Raw genomic sequence first — 25,404 nt, forward strand, 5'->3', positions numbered from 1 at the left:
TTCCTAAACAATTGTTCGGACTAAACAACTGGAGGATCAAATGAAAAAGCACGACAAAATCATTTCCTTCATCTTCATACTTGTTATGATGGTGACGGCTATTTACTGGACCATTTCGACTCAGAGCTGGACCATGTTGGGCACCCTCGCTTCTGTGGTCTGTTTCGGGCTTTTTGTGCTATTGGGGCTCCGCACTATACCTGTATTGACGGATTTTGTTTTGACGAATCCAGCATCTGAAGTGACTTGGAAGAGTAAGGAGCAGGATAGAAGACAGGCTTGGCTTTATATTATTGGATGGATATTGGCGAGTCGTATCCTGCTTATGCTCATCGGGTATTCATTTTTGATCATACAGAATGGCTATTCAGGTGGTCTGCTTAGCAAAATGGCAGAGACTTGGCATATCTCTGGAATCGATGCTTCTAGTTATCTGGGGATTGCCGAGAACTGGTACGTAACGGAGGGAGATCCAAAGTTCCATATTGTATTTTTTCCCTTTCTCCCAAATCTAATTAAAGTAGTTCAAGTATTCGTAGGCAATTATCTTGTCGCTGGATTCATCGTTTCCAATATCTCATCGATTGTCGCTGCATTGGTTGCTTATGAACTGGCAGCATTAGACATGCATCGAAAGAATGCCATGCGGGTCGTGAAATACATTTTCATATTCCCTGCGGCGTTCTTTTTCTTCATTCCGATGACCGAGGCTCTATTTCTGGCATTATCTTTGATGTGTTTATATTTTGTGAGAAAAAAGGAATGGCTGATCGGGTGCTTATGCGGTGCACTTGCAGCTTATACACGTTCTCCCGGAGTACTTCTGATTGTACCGGTTGCGATTGAATTTGGACGGGATCTGATGGGCAACTATAAGCGATTAAGTAAAAAAGTCTTTATACATAGAATCATCAGCGCTGTATGTTTTCTCGCTATCATATCAACGGGCTTGCTGGCCTATCTGTTTATTAATTATCACGTGACGGGAAATGCGTTTCAGTTCAGTATTTACCAGAGAGAGCATTGGTCTCAGCGGTTTTATCTCTTTTTTGATACGGTAAGATATCAGATGGAATACGCTGTGGGCACCTTTAAGAGTGGAGATAGCCGTTCTTTTCTCGGCTTATGGCTACCCAATTTAATCGCTATATTCTCAGCACTAATTATCATGTTCATTGGTGCAAAAAAGATCCGACCTTCATATACCGCCTATTTCATCGTGTACTTTGCGTTCGTAGTGGGAGCTACCTGGCTGCTGTCAGCCCCGCGGTATTTGCTTGTTGCATTTCCACTAGCTTTTGCTGCTGTCGCGCTCACTGAAGAGAAATCAAAGGATGCTATCCTTACTGTAGTTTTTGTTGCGGGGAGTCTTTTGTATTTAGCGATGTTTGTGGCAGGATATCCAGTGTATTGAGGACCCTTTCATTTTTTTATATTTTAAGCTAAAATGATTGAAACTGGTTTCAAAAACTGTCCCTATCTGGAGTGAGTGTAGAAATGGCAAATATTTTAGATGTGGCGCGTTTAGCAGGAGTGTCTAAGACGACCGTATCCCGAGTAATAAATAACTATCCTCATATTTCAGCAGATAAAAGAGAACTGGTATTAAAAGCAATGGAAGAACTTGAATATACCCCGAATCTCTCGGCAAGAAGATTAAGAGGACAAGTGACAACAACGATAGCTGTCGTAGTTCCTAGAATTGTGAATCCTTTTTTCTCCTATTTAGTTGATTCTATAGAGAAGGTTGGTTACAAAAACGGCTACCAAACCTTGATCTGTCAGACTAATGAGGATAAGGAGAGAGAATTAACCTATTTAAATTTGTTGAAGACCAAACAAGCGGACGGCATCATCATGGCATCCATTGAGAATGATTGGAAAGTCATTGAACCGTATACTGAATTTGGACCTATTGTGTTATGTAATGAATATGTGAGTGATGCAAAAATTCCGATGATTCGGCTGGATCAATTTAAAGGTACATACTTAGGAATCAAGCACCTAATTGAAAAAGGTCACCGTAAAATTGCTTACTGTACGGGAGGTCTGTTTACCGAGGCCGGGAAAGATAAAGACCGTAACCTAGGTTATCAAAAAGCATTGGAAGAGGCCGGGATTCAAGTGAATCCTAACTGGATTTTGGTTAACCAGCATACCATTGAAGATGGGAAAAAAGTAATGAAACTCTTGCTTGAAATGAAGGATCGCCCAACCGCTGTGTTTACAGGCAGTGATGAAATTGCTGGTGGCTTGATGATGGCTGCGAAAAAGGAAGGGTTAAGTATCCCACGAGATCTGGCGATCATTGGTTTCGATGACCAGCCCCTCGCTGAGATGTTGGATCCCGCATTAACGACTATACGGCAGCCTATAGAGCAGATGGGGCGTAAGGCAGGGGAAGTTCTTATGGAGATGCTGGATGATTCCAATGTAGAGCCAGTTACTTATGAGCTTCCGGTTGAACTGGTAGTTCGAGAATCTACGTAACACTGATAAGCGAATTTGCAATGCAAACTCGCTTATTTATTTATCTTGATTGGTATCGATACCATGTATAAGGTATAAATAATTAACTGAAATAACCTTATTTTTCAGTGATTATTCCGAATAATTTATAAACTTAGCTTTAAATTGTATTGAAACCGATACCAAGCGATGTTACAATACAGGCAAGAAAGCTTTCTAGTATATAAGCTAGTTGAAATTTTGAAGGATTTCTTTAACTAATGAAAACGGTATCAATCTGATGTTCAGACTTTTATAGGGGTCTAGCATATAAAAAAGCACAAGATGGAGGGGTTTTGTTTGAAAAAGATATCAGTTTTATTATTTGTTCTTTTACTTGCTGTTTCATTGACAGCTTGTGGTGGTTCCAACGGAGCGGGATCCAGTCCGGAAGCGAACTCGAAGGATGAGCAAGTCAGCATAATTATTACGAACGGTAAAGGTGAAATCGCTTCCCAATGGGAACAAGCGGCTAAAGATTTCATGGCAGTGAATCCGAATATTAAGGTTGAAGCTGTCTCTGGAGCTGTTGGTGAAACCGTTAATTTGCTGGATAAACTTACGGCATCCGGTAAAACGGTAACTATGGCGATGATGTCCCCCGATTCCATTGTGAACAAATATAAGGATTTTGGTATAGATCTTTCAGGTGAGAAGTGGAATGAAGATACGGTTTACGGCGTTAAAGACGCAGAGGGGAAAATTGCCGGTTTTCCATTTTCAATAGAGGGCTTCGGTCTCGTGTACAACAAGAGTGTACTTGATAAAGCCGTTGGCGGTACTTTCGATCCACACACTATTAATACTCGTGACAAACTAAAAGAATTATTAGATCAAATTAAAGCTTCCGGAGTGAAATATCCGGTTGCCTATCAAACCGAAAACTGGTCCGTAGCGAACCATTACAGTACACAGTTTGTGAATCAGTCAGAAGATCCGAACACGATAGTAGAACAACTAAAAGCCGGAACATTTGATTTAGCAAGTAATGATGTTTGGAATGGTTACTACGATACGATGGATCTGCTGGTATCCAAAGAATACAACAAATACGGGGAACGTCCACTGGGCAAATACTATGACGATGCGCATGTAAGTGTGGGTAAAGGGGAGTCAGCTATCCTGTTTAACGGGAACTGGGCTTATGATTCATTGCAGGCGGTTAGTGGAGAATCCTTCGGATTTATACCTGTCCCAGTGGATAACAATCCTGACAATCCGCTGAACAATAAGATTGCTGCAGGTCCAACTAATATTCTGGTGATTAATAAAGCGGCAACCCCGGCTGAGCAAGAAGCAGCTAAGAAGTTCCTGAACTGGCTCGTTTATGATGAAAAAGGTCAAGATTTTCTGGTGAACCAGTCACAAGTCGTCTCGGCCTTTAAGAACAACACTTTGAAAGTGAATAATCCGCTCGGATCAGCGATCGCGGATGCTGTGGTAGCCGGAAATACGATGCCGTTCAGTTCAAACTATGTGAAGGTCGAAGATTGGGGTAACATTCTTGCACCGGATATTCAGAAATATATCGCCCAAAAAGAATCCCGTGCTGATCTTGCCAAAGCTATTGAAACCTATTACAAAAGCCAAAAGTAATTAATCATTTGCTGAATTGGGGAAGCGGGTTGGGGTGATTCTCGCCTGTTTCCTCCTTAGAGCAATTAGGGGTGTGCTAAACGTATGATATCAGAAAAACGTCTGATCAAACGAATGGGCAACCAGTTATTTTTCACCGGTCCCACGATCATTTTCTTTACGATTGCCGTGCTGATTCCTTTTGCATATGGATTATATCTGACCTTTACCAATATGACCTCTCCATTAAATCCAATAGAGTTCTCAGGTTTAGCTAACTATAAGACAGCATTTACGGACTCCAAGTTTTGGGATTCTCTTTTATTGACCGTTAAGTTTGTCGTGACAACCGTTATTATCATCAATATTCTCGGTTTTATATTGGCTTATTTAGTGACTTCCGGAGTGAAGATGCAAAATTTCTTTCGAACCTCCTTGTTCACACCGAATTTGATTGGTGGCTTGATTCTAGGTTACATCTGGCAGTTTATATTCGTACAAACCATGCCTTCTATTGGTGAGAAGTTTGGGATAGAATGGCTGCGTTTAGGGTGGCTAGGGGATGAACATTTAGCTTTCTGGGCCATTGTTATTGTGTCGATCTGGCAATCAGCGGGCTATATGATGATCATTTTTGTCGCTGGCTTAGTCAATGTGCCAAAAGATGTAATGGAAGCAGCTACGATTGATGGTGCCAATGGATGGCAACGGTTGAGAAAGGTTACTTTGCCGCTGATGGTTCCTTCCTTTGTAGTGACCATCTTTTTAACTCTCAAGAATGCCTTTATGGTTTACGACGTTAACTATTCTCTAACGGCAGGCGGACCCTATGATAGTACAACCATGGTATCGATGCATGTGGTGAAAAAGGCCTTTGTCGAAAATAATTATGGCGTTGGCCAAGCGGAAGCCTTTGTATTGTTTGCTATCGTTGCAGTTGTTACCGGCCTGCAGGTTTATTTCAGTAAGAAATTGGAGGTTGCTGCATGATGAGTGCTAGACGAAAAACTTCCGTGATTCTGACGTATTTATTTTTAATTGTGTTTTTCATTATTTTTGTTTTTCCATTCTTTCTTATGATCGTCAATTCCTTCAAGAGTAATGGTCAAATTCTCGAAAGCCCTTTTTCACTGCCAACTAGCTTAAACTTCGGGCATTTTGCTGAAGTCATTGATAAAATGAATTTCTTTGTCTCATTTAGAAATACAGTCGTAGTCACCTTTTTCAGTGTCCTATTCATTGGTGTTTTTGCAGCAATGACCGCCTATTACATGGTGAGACATTCGACTAAATTTAATAATGGTTTCTTTGCTCTAATGGTGGCTTCCATGATTATTCCGTTTCAGTCCATTATGATTCCCCTGATTTATATCTACGGGGCAAAGTTTCACTGGATCGACGCAGCGCCTATTCCATTATTGATTATTCTCTACATTGGCTTCGGAAGTGCGTTATCGGTATTTATGTACCATGGTTTTGTGAAGTCAATTCCTTATGAATTGGAAGAAGCGTCACTGCTCGATGGATGTAATCGTAGACAGACATTCTTTAAGATTGTACTGCCTATGTTGGCTCCAACATCAGTGACAATTGCGATTCTGAATGTGTTATGGATTTGGAATGATTATCTGCTACCTTCACTGGTACTGACTAAGGATAACCATTTTACTATGCCTATTAAGATGAAGGTTTTTAACGGAACGTACATGAATAACTGGGAACTGTTGATACCAGCACTTTTGTTAACGATCCTGCCGATTCTTATTGCTTATTTGTTTGGTCAACGTTACATCATAAGAGGCGTCAGCCAAGGCGCTATTAAATAAGATAAAGAAAGCCCTAAACTCGGGTGCTGGAGGAAGTGTGGAGTTATGGAGATTAGAAACAGCAACTGGTGGAAAGAAAGTGTGGTTTATCAGATTTATCCCCGGAGTTTTCAGGATTCAAATGGAGATGGAGTAGGGGATTTGCGTGGAATCATCAACCGACTCGGGTATTTAAGGGATTTGGGCATCAATGTTATTTGGTTGTGTCCGGTCTACGATTCACCTAATGATGACAATGGGTATGACATTCGGAATTTCTATAAAATTCAGGATGAATTTGGAAGTATGGAAGATATGCTCGAATTGATCACACAAGCGGAAGCGTACGGAATTCGTATGATCATGGATCTGGTAGCGAATCACACCTCGGATGAACATGCTTGGTTTATGGAGTCCAGAAGTTCTAAGGACAATCCAAAGCGTGACTGGTATATATGGAAGCCTGGGAACGATGGCCAGGAGCCTACCAACTGGGAATCGAATTTTGGGGGTTCAGCTTGGGAATATGACGAGACCTCACAGGAATATTATTTACATTGTTTCTCTAAGAAACAACCGGATCTTAATTGGGAGAATCCCGAAGTTCGCCAAAGCATCTTTTCCATGATGGATTGGTGGATTGACAGAGGAATAGCCGGATTTCGCATTGATGCGATCACATTTATTAAAAAGAACCAGCAATTTCCGCACCTTAAGTCTGAAGACGACCGCCGCTATGTTCCTCTGGCAGAAGCTTGTTTGAATCAACCCGGAATTTTGGATTTTCTTCACGAGATGAAACAGGAGGTTCTTGAACCTCGCAATGTGATGACGGTAGCGGAAGCCCCTGGAGTTCCGATAGAGCAAATTCATGAATATGTAGATGAGCAGAACGGCGTCTTTAATATGATATTTCAATTTGATCATGTAGATCTGGATGCCAAGCCAATGGCTAAAGGAATCTATCATCCTTGGAAGCTGACTGAATTTAAGCACGCGTTATCTAAATGGCAGATTGAGACAGCCAATAAGGGCTGGATGGCACTTTTTATGGAGAATCATGATCATGTGCGTTCGGTTTCAAAATTCGGTAACGACGGGATATACCATAAAGACTCAGCTAAAATGCTGGCTGCCTATTATTTCTTAATGCGAGGAACACCGTTTATTTATCAAGGGCAAGAGATTGGAATGAGCAATTATTTCATGGCTTCAATTGAAGAGTATAGAGATATTGAGAGCTTAAATTATCACCGTAATGAAACTGCACTGGGTAGGTCTGAGACAGATATCCTGAACTATTTAGCGATCAGAAGCAGGGATCAGGGCCGCACACCGATGCAATGGAGTTCAGAACCAATGGCCGGATTTACGAATGGGGAGCCATGGATTAATGTGAATCCGAATTACTCATCGATTAATGTGGAGGAAGAGCTCCAAGACGATAATTCTATCCTTCATTTTTATCGGGAATTAATCAAGCTGAGACGGGACAATAAGGCGTTAATTTATGGTGATTATCATGAGATTTATGTGGACTCGAATGAGCTAGGTGGATATGTTCGAACTTACGGGAATGAGTGTTGGACGGTAATCTGTAATTTTACGGATCAAACTATTCCGTTAACTGATCCTCTTGCAGGCCATGTTGTACTGTCTAACATTAATAAACATGGTAATGGTTTGTTGAGGCCTTATGAGGCTTTGATATGCAAAGGGGAAAAGAGCGCAGATATAGCCGAAATCTAACGAGGGGGATTTATAATGCAAATTAAGAATGAAGCTATGTTGATTACCTATGCAGATAGCCTCGGGCATAATTTAAAAGAATTAAATGAAGTATTAGATAAGCATCTGCGAGGCATCGTTGGAGGTGTTCATTTACTACCGTTTTATCCTTCTTCGGGTGACAGAGGATTTGCACCAATGGATTATACCAAGGTGGATCCTGCATTCGGAGATTGGTTGGACGTCGAAGTGATGAGTAAAGATTATTATATGATGTTTGATTTCATGATTAATCATATCTCCAGACAATCTCCTTATTTTCAGGACTTTCTTGAGAAAAAGGATGCATCAGAATATGCCGACTTGTTTATCCGTTACAAGGATTTTTGGCCAAACGGTGAGCCTACTCCGCAAGATGTGGATTTAATCTATAAGCGTAAGCCGCGCGCCCCATACGTAGAGGTTGCCTTTAAGGATGGCAGCTTGGAGAAAGTATGGTGTACCTTTGATGAACAACAGATTGATCTGGATGTGACCACAGCAACGACGCAGAAATTCATAACGGACAATCTTACCTTTTTGGCAGAAAAAGGGGCTTCAATTATTCGACTAGATGCTTTCGCATATGCCAACAAAAAAATCGGTACGAATTGTTTCTTTGTTGAGCCAGATATTTGGGAGATGCTGAATCAATCTGAGCAGACCGTTGCCCCTTATGGCGTGACCGTATTGCCGGAAATTCATGAACATTATAGCATCCAGTTAAAAATCGCAGATCAGGATTACTATGTATATGATTTTGCGTTACCAATGTTGGTGCTGCATGCTTTGTTTAGTGGGAAAGTAAACCGGTTGGTTCATTGGCTGGAGATTTGCCCGAGAAAACAGTTTACAACACTAGACACGCATGATGGTATTGGCGTGGTGGATGTAAAGGATCTTTTGAGCGATGAAGAAGCAGAAATGACAAGAGAAAGTCTCTATAGCCAAGGCGCTAATGTCAAAAAAATATATAGCACCGAAGCATATAACAACCTTGATATTTACCAAATCAACTGTACCTATTATTCAGCACTTGGGAATGATGATCAGGCTTACTTGCTGGCGAGAGCCATCCAATGTTTTGCCCCAGGCATACCGCAGATTTATTATGTGGGACTATTAGCTGGAGTGAATGATATAGAGCTTCTGGAGAAGACCAAAGAAGGACGGAATATTAATCGGCATTATTATACCCAAGATGAGGTTGATGCTGAGGTGAAGCGCCCGGTTGTGCAAAAGCTCTTTAACATTTTGAAATTCAGAAATAGTAATCCAGCCTTTGATGGAGACATTCAGATTGAACAGTTGGATGAGAATAATGTGGTGATAACTTGGAAAAATCTGCTGAACGAAGCGAAATTGGAAGCGAATCTGTTAACCAAGGCATTTACGATTTCGCAAAAAGAAAAGTTAGCGGATTGGGAAATGGTTGCATTGTAAGGGAGTATCCAGTGAGTTGATGAATCATGTTAAAATAGGGGGAACGCTTAAACGCGTTCTCCTTTTTTAAATATAAGAAAGTATAAGGTTTGGACCTATACTTTATGTCTTATATTTCTCGCTTAAACGCTTACCGTCCTTATAAGGACGCCGAAGGCGTTTATACTTGTTGCGAATAACCTTATAGAAACGATGGTGGGTATGAAGATTGAGTACGACAATCAGGTGATCGAGTTTAATGTTCAATATGGAAACGGCAAGAAAATCTCCATTCACATAGATTCTTCAGGGCGTATAACGCTCAAAGCTCCCAAGAAAACAAGTGAAGAGACGATCAAAAGCGTGGTAGAGCGTAATGGAAAATTAATAGTGGAGAAGCTGCAAAGTATTGAAGCGAACCGAGAAACGCCAAAGCTCAAAGAGTATGAAGACGAGGGTAAGTTCCTGTATCTAGGCAAATATTATTCGCTGCAAGAGTTAATAGAGACAGGGGATTTAAATGAGGAAGAGCTTAAACTTAAGCTGAAGAAATTCTATTTCGCTAGCTGTAAGAAGGTTGTAGCTGAACGGATCAATAAATATCAGACACAGCTTAGAGTAAAGCCAAAGACGATTGACATTGTTGAGTCTAGAACCAAGTGGGGAAGCTGTAGCTCGGATAAAAAGCTAACCTTTAACTATCGCCTGGCGATGGCTCCAGTGGAAGTTATCGATTATGTAATCATCCATGAACTGTGTCATTTACTTCATATGAATCATGACCGCTCTTTTTGGCGAAAGGTTGGAAGCCTCATGCCCGATTATAAGGAGAAGGAAGAGTATTTAGCTAGATATGGGCGTGCTATGACGCTGTGATAAATTAGCTTAGATTCATGTTTTAAAATAAAAAAAGGATGTCCCTAATGCAAGGGCATCCTTTTTGTTGTTAATGAGTTCCTCATAATGTTAAAGGGTTCGAACGCTATCTCTTTTTATTAGCTCGCTAGGAAGCATAACATGATGAATAGCTTGTTGTTTCTCTAGTAGATCTATGAGGATCTGAGCAGCGTTTGTTCCTAACTCGTATTTATGTTGATTCACTGTAGTCAAAGCTGGTGTGCAATACGCTGTCAGATCAATATTATCGTAACCTATAATTGAAATATCCTCGGGTACCGATTTTCCGGCTTCCTTCACACCCTGCATAGCTCCAAGTGCCATCAAATCACTTGCACAAAAAATAGCAGTGACCTCAGGATGGCTGGACATCATCTGCTGAGCAGCTTCTTTTCCTCCTTGTTCGGAAAATAATCCGTTAAAAACGAGGGATTCGTCAAAGGGAATACCGTAATTCTCAAGGGCGAGACGGTAACCTTCTAATCGAAGAAGTGCTACATCTGCTTGGGTATGTCCGTTAATCATAGCAATATGGCGATGTCCTGACTCTAGCAGATGAGTTACTGCGTGAAGCGCCCCTTTTGTATTATCAGAGGTGACATAACCGACATTTGGCCCTTCAAGTGTAATATCAATGAGCACGCAAGGAATATCAGAGGATACGATTTCCTTGAGATAGGGATCATCCAGTCGAATCCCCATAATAATGACACCATCTACACCTCTTTCTTGGCATAATGTCTTATAGGATTTCACTCTTTGCTTTTGCGGGGTTGTGCTGAAGAGTACAAGGTCATAATCCAGTTCTCCTGAACGATCATTGATCCCGCATAATACTTCAAAGGCTATATTGTCTTTGGAGCTATCTCTTGTAACGTTGGAGAGTAGGAGACCCAGCGTTTTTGTTTTTTTGGATATAAGCGATCTGGCAGCCATGTTAGGGCTATAGCCTAATTGGTCTGCAATAGTTCTAATCTTGAGCCGGGTACCTTCGTTAACATCGTCATAACCATTTAAGGCTCGGGAGACGGTAGTTACGGATACACTGGCGGCTTTGGCAATATCTTTTATAGTAACCATTAGGATACCTCCTTCATATTTAGGGACAATAAGGTAATATGTAGTATTAAATATTAAAAAAATAAAATATATAATGCATCTTGTAAATGCTTTCATCATGATTTATAATTCGATTATACCTTATCCGAAACGTTTTGGTAAGTCTGTCAGTATTAGATTATCTGAAGACATATATTTTTTTGTGCTTTTTCCGAAACGTTTCGGATACACATCGAAGAAATGAGGGGAAGTTTTGAATTATCGAGTTATCAAAGAAAATGATCTGTTTCTAATGACGGACAAAAGTGGGGACATACCGGACAATGATCAATCGGGTCTAGGTCTCTATACCAGAGATACCCGTTTCTTAAGCCGAATGGAAATCCGAATTAATAATCAGCGACCGATATTGTTATCCTCCGCTGCCGATGAGAATTATATCTCTACCATTCGTCTTACCAATCCTCATATGGAGGAAGACGGTAAATTGATTTTGTGGCGTGAGTCTGTAGAAATTGAACGTACACGCTTTATTTATGAGGGTGCACTATATGAGACCTTCAAGTTAACAAGTTATTATCCAAAAGCAATCCAATTCGATTTCTCTGTGCTGTTAGATGCAGATTTTACAGATATGTTCGTGATTCGTGGGTTTCAGCATGGAAAGCTAGGAAGTAAGACGGGTGAACGAAGTGCTTCAGGTGAAAGAGTGATCAGTTATCTCGGGGCAGATGAGTTACTGAGAGAAACCGAGGTGAAATGGGATACTCAGGAAAGCCGAATAAGCGAGACAGGTGAGGTACATTTCGATGTCGAGCTGAAGCATCAGGAGAGTGTTGAAATCGCTTTCTTTATTGCTCCGATGATAGATGGCAACGAGCCGCTGCAGCATGAACCTAAGGAAGCAATGAATAAACTCAGAGCATCTTACGCTAGTTGGAATGCTTCATCGACTTCCATCAGCAGTGATATGCCGTTATTTAACAAGCTGTACCATCGAGGTGTTCAAGATTTACGGGTGCTGCTAACAGACCTTGGTTATGGGCAGTTTCCGGTTGCAGGCTTGCCTTGGTACTCCGTTCCCTTTGGACGCGACAGCCTGATTGCAGCGCTGCAGATGTTATCTTTGAATCCTCAAATTGCTAAGGGAACCTTACTTACAATGGCTGCCTACCAAGGACAGAAGGAAGATGAGTGGCGCGACGAGCAGCCAGGCAAAGTGATGCACGAAATCCGGTATGGAGAGTTAGCGGCTACTAACCAGGTTCCGTTCACACCATATTACGGCACAATCGATGCAACACCTCTGTTCCTGCTGCTTACGGCAGAGTATTACCACTGGACAGGAGATCTTGATTTTGTTAGCTCTTTAATGCCGCATCTCAACGCTGCATTGAATTGGATTAAAGAATATGGCGATTATGATAAGGATTCCTTTGTGGAGTATTATCAGAAGTCATCCAAGGGAATTGCCAATCAAGGTTGGAAGGATTCTGCGGATTCCGTTATCCATAGTAATGGTGATTATGCGGAGGCCCCGATCGCACTAGTTGAGGTTCAAGGTTATGTGTATCAGGCGCTGACTCGACTTGCTCCTATCTTCAAGAGCTTAGGTCACGAAGAACAGGCAGAGGTTATGGAAAAAGATGCAGCTCAGCTGCGAACCCGTTTCGAGGAAGACTTCTGGATGGATGATGAGCAATTTTATGCAATCGCCTTGGATAAGGATAAGAAACGGGTAGACTCCGTTACTTCGAATGCAGGACATATTCTAATGTCAGGAATCGCCTCGCCAGAGCGGGCAAAAGCAGTTGCGGCAAGACTAGTAGCCCCTGATCTCTTCGGAGGATACGGTATTCGGACTATGAGTACTGCGGCTACAGGTTACAATCCGATGAGCTACCATGACGGAAGTGTATGGCCACATGATAACTCACTCTGTTTACTTGGCCTTAGTCAGTCCGGGTTCACAGAGGAAGCAATCACTGTTATGCAAGGATTACTGAACGCAGCTGACCAATTTGAATATTACAGATTGCCTGAATTGTATTGTGGTTACAGTGACCAGCTGGGTGCTCCTGTTCCTTATCCGGTGGCCTGTTCTCCACAAGCATGGGCGGCTGGAACACCATTGACGTTCGTGCAAGCGCTGCTTGGTCTTCAACCGAATGCTCTAACCCGGCAGATTACGATCAAGCCTGCACTTCTAAACGGTATGAATGACTTAAAGGTGGAGCAATTACAGATTGGCAATGGCACGCTCAGCCTGCGAGTTAGTCGTGTGGATAACGAGCCAAAGCTGGAGATTTTATCTAACCAGACAGGTTATGAACTGGTGACTCTATAGGCAATACGTAATTTTTTTATATAAAAAGCCTGACAATACTAAGGGGGTTGTATTGAAAATGAGAAAATCGGGGTTAATAATTCTATCTTTGATGCTGGTTGCTGGACTAATGTTGACCGCATGTGGTGGCAACAAAACAAACAGTAACGCAGGAACGGCAGCAACAAACAATAGCACAGATAAAGAAACAGCAGCACCGACAACGGATGAGCCGGTTACGATTACACTTGCAGGCTGGGGAGCGAGTCCTGAAGAGCAGGATCTGTTAAATCAGACGCTGAAGGAGTTCGAAGCTAAATATCCGAATGTGAAAGTAAATTACGAAGTTATTGCCGATCAATACATGGATGTTATCAAGACTAGACTCATAGGTGGAGAAGGTCCGGACGTCTTCTATCTGGATGCATTTGAGGCGCCTGGTCTCATTGAAGCTAATGTACTGGAGCCGTTGGACAGCTATGTGACACCTGAGTTTGATGTTGCAGACTTTGAACAGCCAATGGTTGATGCTTTTAAGAAGGATGATGTATCTTACGGATTCCCTAAGGATTTCTCTACGCTCGCTATGTTCTACAATAAAAAGGATTTTGCCGAAGCGGGAATTACGACGCCTCCAACAACTTGGGATGAACTGAAAGCAGACGCGATCAAGCTGACTAAAAAAGAAGGAGATAAAATCACTCGTTATGGTTTCGGCGTTGCTCCTGAGCTTGCGCGTCAGATGTTCATGATCCAAGCGTTCGGTGGAAAAGTTTCTGACGAAGAAGGCAAAGCAACCTTCGCATCTGCGGAAGCACTACCAGGTCTTCAGCTTGTTGTAGATATGCACAACGTTGACAAATCCTCCGGTGAGCCTAAGGAAGTAGGTGCTGGCTGGGGTGGAGAAATGTTCGGGCAAGGCAAGGCTTCTATCGTATTCGAAGGCAACTGGGCGATTCCATTCCTGGAATCCAACTATAAAGATCTGGATTATGCTACCGCCGAGCTTCCAACGGTGAACGGCACTAAAGGCACAATGGCCTTTACGGTAGCTTATGTAATGAACAAGCAGTCGAAGAAGAAAGAAGCGGCTTGGCAGTTAATCTCTTTCTTGACTGGCAAGGACGGAATGAAGACCTGGACTAGCAAAGGGTTCGCACTTCCTACACGTAAATCGGTCGCACAGGAGCTGGGTTACGACAAGGATGAACTGCGTGGAGCAATTGTAGCGGGTGCCTCCTATGCAACACCATGGCAAGCCGCATCAACGTTGCCTACCATCACTAATAACTTCAATAACCAATTTGTAGATACATTTATGGGCAACTCTAAGCTTGAGGATGCAATGAAGAAAGCTGAAGATGTAGCGAATAAGGAAATTGAAGCAGCAAAATAAACGGATTGAAGGGGGAGGGTCTTCGGACCACCCCTTCCTTCTTTCATTCTGAACCGAAAGGAAAAGTGAAGCATGACTCAAGTCTCAACATTTAGAAAGAAGCTAAGAAATAATGTGACGGCCTATCTGTTCCTGCTTCCTACTATTCTTGTACTGGGCACTTTTTTGTTCCTGCCAGTTTTTTATTCGCTTTATTTATCAGGACATAAGGTAAATTTACTTGGTGATGTCAGTTACAAGTGGGTTGGATTCAATAACTTTACACGTATGGCCGGTGACGAGAGAGCTTGGATTGCACTGAAAAACACAGCATCCTTTGCGCTGTTCGTTGTACCGTTGCAGACTGCATTTGCTATTTTATTAGCCGTTATTTTGAATGCTAAGCTTAGATTTAAAAATTTCTTCCGAATCGTCTTTTTTATGCCGACGGTTACTTCCTCGGCGGTATTGTCACTTATTTTTATGTGGATTTACAATTCAAACGGTCTGCTGAACCGTGTGCTTGAGTTCGTAGGTTTGCATGGTTACAACTGGCTTGGAGATCCGGCGGTCGCTCTTAAGGCGATCATGCTTATGAATATATGGTCTACTGCTCCGTTTTTTATGGTAGTCTTCTTAGCTGCACTGCAAGATATCCCTGATGCATTGTACGAGTCGGCCATGCTGGATGGGGCAGGAGGATTTAGACGTTTTATTTCTATTACGCTTCCGATGATTAAGCCAGCGACCTTCTTCACGGTAGTCATGGGAGTCATTGGTACCTTTCAGCTATTCGATCAATCGTATATTTTTTCGGCAGGCTCCGGCGGCCCGAATAACTCTACCTTAACGGTGGCTTTGCTTATCTATCAGTATGCGTTTAAAAATCTCGACTTCGGTTACGCTTCTGCGCTCGCTGTCATGCTGGCTGCGGTCATTATGATCGTAACGCTGATCCAGCGGAAGCTATTCTCCGAAGAGAAGCTGAACTAGGAGGACGATCAGGTGGTAATTAATTATTCCAAAGGGGTTAAGGTGGTTCTGTATTTCCTGTTATTCGCATATGGGTGCGTGACGGTCATACCTTTCCTATGGGCACTATCCTCATCGTTTAAACCGTTAAGCGAGATTGTGTCAGGGAGTATCAACTTTATTCCAAAACAGTTCACTTTCCAGAACTATTACGACATCTTCGTGAAGGAGCCGCTGTTCCTCAGATGGATGTTCAACAGTGCACTCATCGCTGTAGTTTCAACGCTATGCAATACCTTGTTCAACTCTATGGCGGGTTATGCGCTTGCACGTATTGATTTTACAGGCAGCAAGGTTGTGTTTTTTCTTATCTTGGCCGTACAGATGATTCCCGGCCAATTGACTATCGTGCCTGCATATCTGATCATGAAACAGCTTGATTTGTTGAATACTTATGCCGCACTGACGCTGCCGATGATGGTAAATGCGACGTTCATCTTTATGATGCGGCAATTCTTCCTGAGCTTTCCGAAAGAGCTGGAGGAGGCTGCCGAGATGGATGGTCTAAATAAGTTCGGCACATTTTTCCGCATTGCTCTGCCACTAGCTATCCCCGCATTGGCGGCTCAGACGATCTTTGTATTCATGGGTGCATGGAATGAATTTCTGAAGCCACTGATGTTCATGTCAGATAAGTCGATGTTCACACTTACACTTGGTCTCAATACTTTTAAGGGCCAGTATATTAGCCACTGGAATTATATTATGGCTGCATCAATGGTGTTTACCCTACCCGCGCTACTTATTTATGCATTCTTCAACCGCTTCTTTATAAAGGGAATTACGTTTACCGGCAGCAAATAATTTAATTTACAAGGACCGCTACTGATCTTAAATCAGGGCGGTTTTTTGAAAATATAAGAAAGTATAAGTTTCGCACCATACTTTATGTCTTATATTTCTCGCATAAACGCTTATCGTCCTTATAAGGACGATAAGCGTTTATGCTTGTATGTTCATGAATTATTACCATTCTATTGATCTTATATGGGGAAGTTGGGGTATAAAAGGATGATAAGAGGTAAAACTATGTTCACTAAATAGAACTGGAAGAAATTTAAATATGGAGGTAAATGATGACACAGAATAAAGGAAATTCACAACGCCAGATTCGAACTTCAATTCTTTGTTTGATCTGTGCCTGCACCGTCCTATTAAGTGGCTGCTCTAAAGCTGCCAATGAAACCACACAAGTAACTCCAACGCCTATAACAGAAGCCACTGCACCTGCGGCTACGAACGATGCAACAGAACAACCCAATGCATCAACCGGCACAAATACAGAGGGACTTCCGGCGGATGTTAGCGTTCAGAGAGTCATTAAGGAAGTCACTTTAAAGGACGGCTATCACAAAAAGATTGAGCTGCTGACAGACGGAGGCAAGCGGGTTACCATTACGGATCCGAGCCAAAAGATTGTTTTGCAGCAGATTGAATATGATGGGAAGATTACTACGTCTAATGGTAAACAGGTTACCGTTAAAGTCGAAGGTGGGGGAGAGCAGACCCTAACCATCCCCGAACATGTAGTGATCGAAGATGAGGACAAGCTTGGACTGATGCCAGGTGTTGATATCGAGTGGACAGTGAATGCCGAGGGGCAAATCGAAAGTGTTGAACTGGAGGATTAAAGAGATACTGAGGTGGCTGGCTAAATGAAATTTCTAATCGTATTTGGCAGTATAGTGGTTCCCGTCGCCATGCTAATGATACAACGGAAATGGATAAAGTGGCGTATTGTTTTTAATGTAGCTTCTGTGTTGTCTACGCTTATTTTAGGTAATATTTCTGCCCTAGCTATATATGAAATATTAAGAGATAACACGGTATTTATGACCTCGATCCATGCGATTTTTTTGAATCCAATGTTCCTTTTAACGGGATCTTATCTTGGAGTATATCTGGTCTATCGCTTGATGTTGATGACGTATGAAGAAGTATATGTATGATGTAAAAAGGAGTGTTCCCGTGAAGGGACACTCCTTTTTACATTATACAGCGAAAGCTAATAAGACTTTCCTACAACGTTTGTTCCACTCTTCGTGATCTTGTACGTAAGGATATCACCATTCCAGAAGTGGAATTTCAAGATGACCTCTCCATCTTTAACATCTTTAAAGAAGGCTGGAAGCAGCTTGATTTCTTTCGTGTTATAAGAGGGTGAGAACGTATTGCCGAACTCCTTGAATGGTGTCCAGTCTTGCGGGCCTGCATTGCCACCAGCGGTATAGACAGCCTCCATCGTGGCGAGCTGGTTACCATTAAAGGTAGTTGGAATCGCAAACGATTCAGTCGTACCTTTGGCATCACTTAATTTGGCAGTGTCATTCACGATGATCTTTAGTCTCCACGCAACACCTTTGTTGAATTTCAGCGTTAACACGGCATTTTCACCGTATTTTTGGGAAGCTGTGAGTTTTTTGAGTTGGCTGGCTTTGAGTGTGAGCTCCTCGCCATTCAAGGTGTAATCTTTTCCCTTTGTTAGATACTTCCCATTCGCACTAATCGTGGTTAGCTTATTGCCGTTTAGGTTCAGCTTCACCTTGGTGTCTTTGATCGCTGCACCTTTTTTTAGATAGACCAGATCGCTTTCAGTGCTGGAGGAACGTTCCTTCAGACCAGACATTAATACACCCTGCAGCTCGGAGTCGGACCACTTATACGTTTTGCGGTTGAAATGTTGCCCATTATCCCAGAGCATGGAGGTCATTTTCTTTTCTTTTAAATAATAGGTAAGGTACTCGAAGAATTTCAGCTTCTCGCCTTGTTCAATCACACCTGTATCTTTATCGAATCCTAGCAGTCCAAACTCACCAACGATAACAGGGATTCCTTTGGCTACGAATGTGTTGTAAACGTTATCAAAAGTTTGGGTGATATCGTTTTTTGTATCTTTTTCAAACGTGGTGTAACCAGCGATATTCACACTGAACGGCCAGAAGCCATAGTAGTGAACGGTCGCAATTATGTTCGGATCGTTAAGAGCTGTAATTGTCTTGTAGAGCTGATCCATTCTAGGTTGGGTAGGAGAAGTCTCTAATGAAGGTAGCACTAGCGGACGGACATCATTTTTTCCACCTGAGTTTCGAACGATCTGATGGAAGGAATTGTTGAGCTCTACAAGCATTTGTTCCATCTTCGCTTCATCCGTACTTCCGCCATCCGTGAAACGAGGTTCATTAATGCTTTCGAACATCAGCTTATCGGATTTATCCTTGAAGCGGTCCGCAATTTGAGTCCATGCTGCATTATAACGCGCCAGCGTCTCATCATGCTTCTCTTCCATATGACTCACCCACAACCAGGAGTCGTGATGGACATTGATCATTACATATAACTTGGCGTCTAGCGCCCAGCCTACAACTTCTTCGACACGGTTGAGGTAAGCTTGATCAATGGTGTAGTTCGGTGCTTCACCTATGTGTGAATCCCAAGTGATAGGAATCCGGATACTTTTGTAGCCTTGTGCGGCGATTTTCTTAATCAGTTCTTGGGTCACACGCGGATTGCCCCAGGAGGTTTCATCCTCACCTGTAGCATCTAGAGTATTGCCAAGGTTCCATCCGGGCTGCATATCGTCTACATAGGATTGGATCTTACTCTTTGGTGCTGCCTTAGCTTGTTGCTCGTCCTTAGTGGCAGCGGCGGCAATGGATGAGAACAAAGAGAGCAGAAGAGCGGTGACAAGGGTCAATGATAAGAATGATTTCTGGATTCGAGTAGTCATTGAATTCTCCTTTGTAAGATCATTTTTGTGGATGCTTAAACCTGACCTTCCTTAGTACTTTGGTGCTTAGATGAACACGTACACCTCCTTGAATTCGTTGTAAACGCTTACCAAATACCCTAACATAGAATGATTTCAACGAGTACCTTACTAATTTGTGGTAAATTCATATATGAATTAGTGATTTGCAGTGATTCCAAAGTTATGGAGAGCAATCCAGTGAGCAGATTTCATTACATAGGCTCAGCTACAGAGCTTCCGTTAGGAGAAAGAGGCAGTGTACCGTCAGCAAAGACATATAATGAAGTGAAAAATTCCCCGGAGTATAAGAAACAAAGAGAGGCTCTGCGCCTGCAAGGTATAATTCCTTTGGATGACATCGCAGATCTATCTCATTTAAGAGATGAGGACTGTCTTGTATATGACTCGGAAGAAGATGCAGCGGGTATTTTTATAGAGGAACTTGGGTATTGGAACGATGAGATTCGCAAGCATTTTCGGAGTCCATATGTGTATCGGATTTCACCGAATTGGGGCGGCTTCTCTGTATCCCCTAAGCTAAAAGATACTCTACCGAGATCGTATAACGCCTCACTCAAGTGCTGTCGGGAGTTATTTAAGCTTATGACAGATTATGGAGTATCAGGCGCCGAGTTTGAGCTTTATACATGCTGGGCTGAGGAAGAAGGGCTCCCGCGTAATAAAAAGTATGATCGAATCTTTGAGTTGGCCTCTTTGTCACTGGAGGATGGTTTTGAGCTGAGAGAAAAAGAGTATATTATGGTTAAAATGATTTGATATTCAGTAGGATTATCGCCAACCACCCGTTATACAAAAAACAAATATTGCATGACAAAAGCATATATATTAGATATGATGAAGCATGGAAAAATTAATATTAGCAATAGGTGCCAATTATGAATGTTTCGGAAATACAATCATAGATTGGTTAAATGGAAAGCGGGTGTGAATCCCGCGCGGTCCCGCCGCTGTGAAAGAGGAGTCCTTGCAAGGTACCACTGGGAAACTGGGAAGGTAGCAAGGGTGATGATACTTGAGCCAGAATATCTGCCTATTTCTGATACACCGTTAAACTCTACGAGCGATAGAGAGGTGTTTGATATAGTATATGCCTGCTATTGTTGCGGTTCACTATCTTAAACCTCTTGACGTTATGTTGAGTGGTTTTTTTGTAGTGCTATGAAAGTTTATTCTGTTTTTTAACATAGGAAGAGAAGGGAAGGGTTATGGAAACATGAAGAAAAATAAGTTTTTAGCTTGGTTACTTATTGTAGCTGTATTTATCACGACGTTCTCTACAAGTGTAATCCCGGCTCATGCGAATGAAGCAAGCTCTACACTTAAAGGGTATGTCACTGTATCCGTAGAGAAGTTCACATTGGGTCAAGGATATATTAAGGATCCTATTAAAGTTCCATTCTACGAAGGGGACAATGGCGCATCACTAATAACACGTGCGCTAGGAGAAGGTAATTATAGAAACTTTGGAAGTATAGCTAGTAGTTTTTATTTATCTGAAGTTAAAGATAGTGGCAGAAGTGAAGTCAATATACCGCAATATATTTTAGATATGATTTCAGCCGATGGGAATACAGTCAGAACTAAAGCAGACCAAGAGTGGCTAAGTCAGTTTGACTACACTCACATGTCGGGTTGGATGTATGCCGTAAATAATGAATTTCCTCCGTTCGGGATGTCTGATTATCACCCTCAAGACGGTGACATCATCCGAACACAGTTCACCACTTATGGCTATAGTTCTGATCTTGGTGGCTGGGGAGAACCTCCATTTCCATTTGCCAATAAGGATGCATTAACTGCCAAAATCGCAGAAATTAACAGTGATCCGAATAAAGATAGTATTTTGGGCAAAACAGTAGTACAAAAAGCAGTTTACCAAGCTTATTCAGTGCTAGAAAATATGGAAAGCTCTCAATTAAGTGTAGATCATGCACTGGTCGGGCTTACCCATTCTTTAGATATTGAGCCACCTATTATTACTGTAAGTGGTATGCAGGATAAACAGGAAGTATCCGATAAAGATTTAAGTTTCAGAGTAGCTGTCACAGATAATGTATATGACGGTATCATTCCAGTAGTGAAGCTAAATGGAGTCGCTCTATCTGCTACAAATGGTGAGTATAAGGTTTCTCTTAACCCAGGTGGTAATGTAATCACCGTAACGGCAGTAGACGGAGCAGAAAATAGAGCAACGCAAACTTATCAAATTACCTACAAAATAAATGCTACGACTGGAGTCAAACAACAGTTAGATAAGAGCTTGGCCTATATTTTAAAAACTGTAAAGAATCCGTCATTTGGTACTGGCAGTGGGGAATGGTCGATCTTATCTTTAGCACGTGCCAACTACGAAGTACCAAGTGGTTATTATGATCTCTATTACAACAATGTAGCTAAGAAAGTAACAGAATTAATGAAAGATGGAAAACTCGATGCTTTTAAAAGCACAGAGCATTCCAGAGCGATTCTAGGACTTACCTCTATCGGGAAAGATATCACGAATGTTGCGGGTTATGATCTAATCAATGCACTCGCTGACTATCAATATGTTCAGAAGCAAGGGAATAATGGTCCTATTTTTGCTCTAATTGCTTTAGATAGTCATAACTACGACATCCCGGTATTATTCCCTAATCCTGATGAAAAGGGAGTAATATACCAAAGCACAAGAGAAAATCTGGTTCAGTACATCTTGGATAAAGAGGTTAAAAAAGGTGCAGCAGATGCCGGCGGCTGGGCTTTAGGAGTAACCAAAGCGGACGTTGATATGACCGCGATGGCGATGCAAGCACTTGCACCTTATTACGCAACTAATCCAAATGTAAAAGCTGCTGTGGATCGGGCGATCAATTGGTTATCGAGTACGCAAAATGATCAAGGCGGATTTACAAGCTGGGGAAGTACAAGCAGTGAAAGTATCTCGCAGGTAATAGTAGCCTTAACTGGCGTAGGCGTAGATCCACACAGTGACCCTAAGTTTGTGAAAAAAGGGAATTCGCTTATTGATGCGTTGCTTACCTTCGCTGGACCGGATGGCGGATTTAAGCATATTCTAACCGGAAAAGTAGATGGAATGGCTACGGATCAAGGTACGTATGCACTTATTGCTTACGATCGTCTGATCAATCATAAGAACCGTCTATTTGATATGAGTAATATAGTAATTCAGCAACCAGAGGAAACGAAAGAAATAGAAGTACAGTTACCCTCAGGTGATACACCCAAAGTTGTCATTTTTCAAAATAATAATAAATATATTCTTCCGATAAATTCAGGGGATAGCAACAAAGAAATTACAGTGCAAATCCCGAAATATAAGCAATCCACGGTAAGTGTTAATTTACCTAGCAATAGTAATCTGCCTAAATTAGAGGTTACCAAAGGTGACGTATCTGTAGTCATCCCTAAGGGTACACAGGTTATAGAGGGAGATTCTTCAAAGGTTGAATTGATTTCACCTACAACAGGGACAGAATCTGCACTAAAAGATAGTCTGAATCAAATTATTCCTGGGGACAAGAAGCTTGATAGCATCGTACAAGCATTTTCCATGGGAGGTAGCGCAAGAGTAGAATTCAGTCAATTTATTACGTTAACCTTTAAGGACCTTAAAGGAAAAGATGCTGCTTATATTCAAAACGGCACACCTCATGCGATTCAAAAATTTGCAAGTGATGACTTAGGCTTAGCAAGCGGTAAGTCTGAGTATGCCTATGATAGTGGAAATGATTTAATCGTAAAAACCAATCATTTCACTGATTACATTGCGTATTCCTCCACTGCAGTACAAACACCTGGTGGTGACGGTAATGGTAACGGTAACGGTAACGGCGATGGAGGAACCACTCCATCTAAGCCATACGTAACCCTATCCGTGGATAAGCTTACGATTAAGAAAGGATATGTTATTCCATCTGTACAGGTAGAGCTACTATCTGGTGACACAGTGTGGTCTGTATTCGAAAGAGTACTAGATAGCCGCGGTATCGACTATAGATATTCTTGGAACAGTACATTTGGAAGTGTGTATGTTGAATCCATAGCTGGTGATGGAGAATTTGACCATGGTAGCGGTAGTGGATGGATGTATAATGTAAATGGAAAATATCCTAATTATGGTGCATCTTCATATAATCTAAGTGCTGGGGACAAAATTCAGTGGCGATATACTACGAATTTGGGTGCGGATTTAAATGCACCAATACCAACTACAAGCCCTACTCCAACCCCATCTGCCACTCCTAAACCAAGTGGAATTCCAGGTGCGGGTGGAGGAAGTAATCCAGATGCCAACGTTGATCCAAATCCGAGTCCATCTCCAACAGCGACTCCTAATGATATCAAGCAAGTGTATAAAGACGTCGATAAGATCTCATCCTGGGCATTCTCAGCGATTGAAACAGCTACAGTAAAAGGGTACATCCAAGGTAACAATGGTCAGGTGAATCCGAAAGATCATATTACAAGAGCAGAATTTACTAAGATCCTAGTATCAGCATTGGAACTGGATATCAAGAGTGACAAAGGAATTACCTACAAGGATGTCGCTCTGGGAGATTGGTTCTATCCATATGTGAATGCTGCTCATAAAGCAGGGCTAATTACAGGATTTAACAATGAATTTAAGCCAAATGACAAGATTACTCGCGAACAAATGGCAGCCATTATTGTCAGAGCCTTATCAATCCCGGCTACGAAGCCAGGTACAGCTATTAAAGATCTCAATACTGTGTCTGCGTGGGCAAAAGCAGATGTGGAAACCATTGTTGCCACCGGACTTATGTTAGGTGATAATAATCAGTTTAAGCCTAAAGAGCTTGTAACTAGAGAAATGGCAGCTGTTGTAGCTACTAGAACCCATGATTATAAGAGTGGCGACAAAGCAGTTAGTCCATATATTCAGAACACAGCAGCCTTTTTGCAAAAAACAGTAACAAACCCAGTCATCTCCTCGGTTGGCGGGGATTGGACAGTGTTCGGGCTGGCACGTTCTGGTGTGAAGGTTCCAGATAGTTATTACGCTAAGTACTATGCGAATGTAGAAGCAATCCTTAAAGAAAAAGCTGGGAAGCTGCATAGCGTAAAATATACCGAATATGATAGAGTTATTTTGGCATTAACTTCAATCGGCAAAAATATTGATAAAGTGGCGGGTTATAACCTACTGGAACCGCTCGCGGATTTTGATACTGTAATCAAGCAAGGCATTAATGGACCTGTGTTTGCCCTGATCGCTCTGGACAGTAATCATTACGACATTCCAGTGGTTAAGGATGTAAAGACGCAGACAACTAGAGAGATGCTCATTGATTACATTTTAGGCAGAGAGATCAACGGCGGGGGATGGGCACTAGGCAGTAATGCTACTGAGGCCGATCCGGATATTACGGGAATGGTTATTCAAGGCTTGACCCCTTATTACAAAACGAATGCCAAAGTAACGGCTGCTGTGGATCGTGGAATTGCTTGGTTATCCAAAACGCAAACAGCAGACGGTGGCTTTGCAAGCTGGGAATCTACGAACTCCGAGAGCATTGCTCAGGTGATTGTAGCTTTAACTGGACTTGGTATAGATCCGCATAAGGATTCCAGATTTATTAAAAATGGACGTTCAGCGGTAGATGCGTTGCTTGGCTTTGCTGCAGCTGAAGGTGGTTTTTATCACGTGAAGCAGGGGGGAGTAGGCAACGGAGGCGCGAAACCAGGAGAAGTAGATCTTATGGCTACGGATCAAGCGATGTATGCACTGGTTGCTTATGATCGGTTCGTTAAGGGTCAGACGAGTCTTTATGACATGACAGACGTTAAATAGAATTTTATTTAAAGAGATAAGCAAGGGTAGCGTGTATACCCTTGCTTATTATTTAAG

At 42.0% G+C, this 25,404-nt stretch carries 18 protein-coding genes and 1 riboswitch; of the genes, 16 read left to right on the forward strand and 2 right to left on the reverse strand.

All coding sequences use genetic code 11. The annotated features are described in order from the left end of the window. Positions 1-40 precede the first annotated feature (40 nt). The 8 genes from ACWNM1_RS03050 (at position 41) to ACWNM1_RS03085 (ending at position 9,953) form a co-directional block, all read left to right on the forward strand. Positions 41-1,414 carry a hypothetical protein gene (locus ACWNM1_RS03050; RefSeq protein WP_449599786.1) on the forward strand — a complete coding sequence of 458 codons (1,374 nt, stop codon included), beginning with the start codon at positions 41-43 and terminating at the stop codon, positions 1,412-1,414. 83 nt (positions 1,415-1,497) lie between these two features. Next, the gene (locus ACWNM1_RS03055; RefSeq protein WP_449599787.1) at positions 1,498-2,490 is read left to right on the forward strand and encodes a LacI family DNA-binding transcriptional regulator; all 993 of its coding nucleotides are present in this window, start codon (positions 1,498-1,500) and stop codon (positions 2,488-2,490) included. A gap of 318 nt (positions 2,491-2,808) precedes the next feature. Further along, positions 2,809-4,104: an ABC transporter substrate-binding protein gene (locus ACWNM1_RS03060; protein ID WP_449599789.1), complete on the forward strand. Its 1,296-nt coding sequence runs from the start codon at positions 2,809-2,811 to the stop codon at positions 4,102-4,104. 84 nt (positions 4,105-4,188) lie between these two features. Beyond that, positions 4,189-5,073, forward strand: a complete 885-nt coding sequence (locus ACWNM1_RS03065; RefSeq protein ID WP_339244926.1) for a carbohydrate ABC transporter permease — start codon at positions 4,189-4,191, stop codon at positions 5,071-5,073. After that, complete coding sequence (locus tag ACWNM1_RS03070) at positions 5,073-5,909, forward strand: carbohydrate ABC transporter permease (RefSeq protein ID WP_449599854.1); 837 nt, start codon at positions 5,073-5,075, stop codon at positions 5,907-5,909. The genes ACWNM1_RS03065 and ACWNM1_RS03070 overlap by 1 nt, the downstream gene beginning before the upstream one ends. A 45-nt stretch (positions 5,910-5,954) precedes the next feature. After that, positions 5,955-7,637, forward strand: a complete 1,683-nt coding sequence (locus ACWNM1_RS03075; protein WP_449599792.1) for a glycoside hydrolase family 13 protein — start codon at positions 5,955-5,957, stop codon at positions 7,635-7,637. A gap of 15 nt (positions 7,638-7,652) precedes the next feature. After that, positions 7,653-9,098, forward strand: coding sequence for a sucrose phosphorylase (gene gtfA / locus ACWNM1_RS03080; RefSeq protein WP_449599794.1), 1,446 nt, complete (start codon positions 7,653-7,655; stop codon positions 9,096-9,098). 201 nt (positions 9,099-9,299) lie between these two features. Continuing rightward, positions 9,300-9,953 carry a M48 family metallopeptidase gene (locus ACWNM1_RS03085; protein ID WP_339271494.1) on the forward strand — a complete coding sequence of 218 codons (654 nt, stop codon included), beginning with the start codon at positions 9,300-9,302 and terminating at the stop codon, positions 9,951-9,953. 90 nt (positions 9,954-10,043) lie between these two features. Here the strand turns inward: ACWNM1_RS03085 and ACWNM1_RS03090 are convergent, their stop codons facing one another. Next, positions 10,044-11,054, reverse strand: a complete 1,011-nt coding sequence (locus tag ACWNM1_RS03090; protein ID WP_405175657.1) for a LacI family DNA-binding transcriptional regulator — start codon at positions 11,052-11,054, stop codon at positions 10,044-10,046. A 232-nt stretch (positions 11,055-11,286) separates the two neighbouring features. Here ACWNM1_RS03090 and ACWNM1_RS03095 point away from each other — a divergent pair, with 232 nt between their 5' ends. The 6 genes from ACWNM1_RS03095 to ACWNM1_RS03120 all read left to right on the forward strand — a co-directional run bounded on the left by ACWNM1_RS03095 (position 11,287) and on the right by ACWNM1_RS03120 (position 17,715). Beyond that, positions 11,287-13,380 (forward strand): amylo-alpha-1,6-glucosidase, encoded by a 2,094-nt coding sequence (locus ACWNM1_RS03095; protein ID WP_449599797.1) that lies wholly within the window; start codon positions 11,287-11,289, stop codon positions 13,378-13,380. 58 nt (positions 13,381-13,438) lie between these two features. Then, positions 13,439-14,755: an ABC transporter substrate-binding protein gene (locus ACWNM1_RS03100; RefSeq protein WP_042184948.1), complete on the forward strand. Its 1,317-nt coding sequence runs from the start codon at positions 13,439-13,441 to the stop codon at positions 14,753-14,755. 72 nt (positions 14,756-14,827) lie between these two features. After that, entirely contained in the window at positions 14,828-15,727 is a 900-nt protein-coding gene (locus tag ACWNM1_RS03105; RefSeq protein ID WP_042184949.1) for a carbohydrate ABC transporter permease, read from the forward strand. A gap of 18 nt (positions 15,728-15,745) precedes the next feature. Further along, positions 15,746-16,570, forward strand: coding sequence for a carbohydrate ABC transporter permease (locus tag ACWNM1_RS03110; protein ID WP_042193304.1), 825 nt, complete (start codon positions 15,746-15,748; stop codon positions 16,568-16,570). Positions 16,571-16,842: 272 nt separating this feature from the next. Next, positions 16,843-17,397, forward strand: a complete 555-nt coding sequence (locus ACWNM1_RS03115) for a hypothetical protein (protein WP_449599799.1) — start codon at positions 16,843-16,845, stop codon at positions 17,395-17,397. Positions 17,398-17,421: 24 nt separating this feature from the next. Next, entirely contained in the window at positions 17,422-17,715 is a 294-nt protein-coding gene (locus ACWNM1_RS03120; RefSeq protein ID WP_449599801.1) for a transposase, read from the forward strand. A gap of 56 nt (positions 17,716-17,771) precedes the next feature. On the opposite strand, the gene ACWNM1_RS03125 is transcribed toward ACWNM1_RS03120, so the two are convergent. Further along, the gene (locus tag ACWNM1_RS03125; protein WP_449599803.1) at positions 17,772-19,493 is read right to left on the reverse strand and encodes a cellulase family glycosylhydrolase; all 1,722 of its coding nucleotides are present in this window, start codon (positions 19,491-19,493) and stop codon (positions 17,772-17,774) included. 219 nt (positions 19,494-19,712) lie between these two features. Between ACWNM1_RS03125 and ACWNM1_RS03130 the strand changes: the two genes are divergently transcribed. Next, entirely contained in the window at positions 19,713-20,291 is a 579-nt protein-coding gene (locus ACWNM1_RS03130; RefSeq protein WP_449599805.1) for a hypothetical protein, read from the forward strand. A gap of 91 nt (positions 20,292-20,382) precedes the next feature. Then, a riboswitch (cobalamin riboswitch) is annotated at positions 20,383-20,583 on the forward strand. Positions 20,584-20,748: 165 nt separating this feature from the next. Next, positions 20,749-25,347 (forward strand): S-layer homology domain-containing protein, encoded by a 4,599-nt coding sequence (locus tag ACWNM1_RS03135; RefSeq protein ID WP_449599807.1) that lies wholly within the window; start codon positions 20,749-20,751, stop codon positions 25,345-25,347. The last annotated feature ends 57 nt before the right edge of the window (positions 25,348-25,404 follow it).

It is taken from the genome of Paenibacillus sp. Marseille-Q9583, from assembly GCF_976954365.1.

What these genes read in the sequence shown, in the direction of transcription:
- ACWNM1_RS03090 (WP_405175657.1), bottom strand. Translation starts at nt 11,054, where the DNA reads ATGGTTACTATAAAAGATATTGCCAAAGCCGCCAGTGTATCCGTAACT.
- ACWNM1_RS03050 (WP_449599786.1), top strand. Translation starts at nt 41, where the DNA reads ATGAAAAAGCACGACAAAATCATTTCCTTCATCTTCATACTTGTTATG.
- ACWNM1_RS03070 (WP_449599854.1), top strand. Translation starts at nt 5,073, where the DNA reads ATGAGTGCTAGACGAAAAACTTCCGTGATTCTGACGTATTTATTTTTA.
- ACWNM1_RS03115 (WP_449599799.1), top strand. Translation starts at nt 16,843, where the DNA reads ATGACACAGAATAAAGGAAATTCACAACGCCAGATTCGAACTTCAATT.
- ACWNM1_RS03055 (WP_449599787.1), top strand. Translation starts at nt 1,498, where the DNA reads ATGGCAAATATTTTAGATGTGGCGCGTTTAGCAGGAGTGTCTAAGACG.
- ACWNM1_RS03100 (WP_042184948.1), top strand. Translation starts at nt 13,439, where the DNA reads ATGAGAAAATCGGGGTTAATAATTCTATCTTTGATGCTGGTTGCTGGA.
- ACWNM1_RS03120 (WP_449599801.1), top strand. Translation starts at nt 17,422, where the DNA reads ATGAAATTTCTAATCGTATTTGGCAGTATAGTGGTTCCCGTCGCCATG.
- ACWNM1_RS03105 (WP_042184949.1), top strand. Translation starts at nt 14,828, where the DNA reads ATGACTCAAGTCTCAACATTTAGAAAGAAGCTAAGAAATAATGTGACG.
- ACWNM1_RS03075 (WP_449599792.1), top strand. Translation starts at nt 5,955, where the DNA reads ATGGAGATTAGAAACAGCAACTGGTGGAAAGAAAGTGTGGTTTATCAG.
- ACWNM1_RS03065 (WP_339244926.1), top strand. Translation starts at nt 4,189, where the DNA reads ATGATATCAGAAAAACGTCTGATCAAACGAATGGGCAACCAGTTATTT.
- ACWNM1_RS03135 (WP_449599807.1), top strand. Translation starts at nt 20,749, where the DNA reads ATGAAGAAAAATAAGTTTTTAGCTTGGTTACTTATTGTAGCTGTATTT.
- ACWNM1_RS03085 (WP_339271494.1), top strand. Translation starts at nt 9,300, where the DNA reads ATGAAGATTGAGTACGACAATCAGGTGATCGAGTTTAATGTTCAATAT.
- ACWNM1_RS03125 (WP_449599803.1), bottom strand. Translation starts at nt 19,493, where the DNA reads ATGACTACTCGAATCCAGAAATCATTCTTATCATTGACCCTTGTCACC.
- gtfA (WP_449599794.1), top strand. Translation starts at nt 7,653, where the DNA reads ATGCAAATTAAGAATGAAGCTATGTTGATTACCTATGCAGATAGCCTC.